Below are 615 nucleotides of genomic sequence, written 5' to 3'. Positions count from 1 at the left end.
GAATGATGAATGAGACCGCTGCCTTTGGCAGGTCGGCGGTCGTGGAGCGCCTGCTCCAGGGCATCCAGCACGAAGCCGGCGTGGGCGGTGCCGGAGACCCGCCAGCCGACGATCCGCCGGGCAAAGGCGTCGATGACGAAGGCCACGTAGACGAAGCCCTGCCAAGTCGCCACATACGTGAAATCCGCCAGCCACAGGGTGTTCGGGCGGGGCGCCCGGAACTGACGGTTCACCCGGTCGAGCGGACACGGCGCCGACCGGTCGCTTATCGTCGTCCGTACCGTCTTGCCGCGTGTCACCCCCTTCAGCCCCATACGCCGCATCAGGCGGGCTACCGTGCAACGCGCCACGGCAAGGCCTTCCCGCCGCAACTGCCGCCAGACCTTCCGGACCCCGTAGACCTGGAAATTCTCATCCCAGATCCGCCGGATAACCACGCTTACCTCGGCATCGCTTCGCCAGCGGGCCGGCGCCTTTGACGGGTCAGTCCGCCGGGTGGCATGGGCGCGGTAGGTCGACGGGGCGATCGGCAGCACCTTGCAGATCGGCTCGACCCCGTGGACGGCGCGCTGCTCGTCGATGAAGGCGATCATTTCCGGAACGGGCGGTCGAGCT

The 615-nt window shown here is 67.8% G+C and carries 1 protein-coding gene and 1 other annotated feature; the gene reads right to left on the bottom strand.

What is annotated here, in order from left to right; translation table 11 throughout:
• Positions 1-615: IS3 family transposase (locus N826_RS39185; protein WP_157599449.1), on the bottom strand; the 615-nt coding region annotated here is incomplete at both ends.
• Positions 519-615 (bottom strand) — a sequence feature (AL1L pseudoknot). This feature is flagged as partial in the annotation. (Overlaps the previous gene by 97 nt.)

Origin of the sequence: Skermanella aerolata KACC 11604, from assembly GCF_000936425.1 — a bacterium.
GTDB lineage: Bacteria > Pseudomonadota > Alphaproteobacteria > Azospirillales > Azospirillaceae > Skermanella > Skermanella aerolata.
This window is presented reverse-complemented; position numbering and strand designations above follow the sequence as displayed.